A 900-nucleotide genomic window follows, 5' to 3' on the forward strand; every position below is an offset into this window, starting at 1 on the left:
TCATCTTTCGCTAATAATGCTCCAGAAGCTACCGTTACTTTTACCATGGCGGTTGATGTTTTGGTGGCATCAAGCTTATCGGTGATGGTATACGTTAAAGTGTAAACACCGGCCGGGGTATTGGCAGCAACGCTCACTTTACCAGTTGTCGGATCAAGCGTTACTTTTCCGTTGCTATCATTCGCACCGTTAGTGATGGTGACATCAGTTAAAGTCGGAGCCGTTGTGGTTCCGTTGTAATTATCGTTCGATAATACATTTATAATGTCAGTTCCACCAGTTACTGAATTGGCTGAACCAGCATCATCTTTAGCAAGCAAAGCACCAGAAGCTACCGTTACTTTTACCGTAGCGGTTGATGTTTTGGTGGCATCCAGTTTATCAGTAATGGTATAAGTTAAAGTGTAAATCCCTGCCGGGGTATTGGCCGCAACACTCACTTTTGCGGTTGTTGGATCTAAGGTTACTTTGCTATTGCTATCATTCGCACCGTTAGTGATGATGACATCAGCCAAAGTCGGAGCAACAGTTGTTCCGTTGTAATTATCGTTAGATAATACATTTATAATGTCAGTTCCACCAGTTACCGAGTTCGCAGAACCAGCATCATCCTTAGCAAGCAAAGTACCAGAAGCTACAGTTACTTTTACAGTCGCGATTGATGTTTTGGTGGCATCAAGCTTATCGGTGATGGTATAAGTTAAAGTATAAATTCCTGCCGGGGTATTGGCAGCAACGCTTACTTTGCCGGTTGTTGGATCTAAGGTTACTTTGCCATTACTGTCATTCGCACCGTTAGTGATGGTTACATCCGTTAAAGTTGGAGCAACAGTTGTTCCGTTGTAAGTATCGTTCGATAATACATTTATAATGTCAGTTCCACCCGTTACCGAGTTGGCT

Annotated in this window: 1 protein-coding gene; it reads right to left on the reverse strand. The window is 43.0% G+C overall.

From position 1 onward, the window contains the following. Positions 1–900, reverse strand: a 900-nt coding sequence (locus R2R28_RS29080) for a hypothetical protein (RefSeq protein ID WP_316829168.1), incomplete at both ends; no start/stop codon positions are given.

It is taken from the genome of Pedobacter miscanthi (genome assembly GCF_032678605.1).
Lineage (GTDB): Bacteria > Bacteroidota > Bacteroidia > Sphingobacteriales > Sphingobacteriaceae > Pedobacter > Pedobacter miscanthi_A.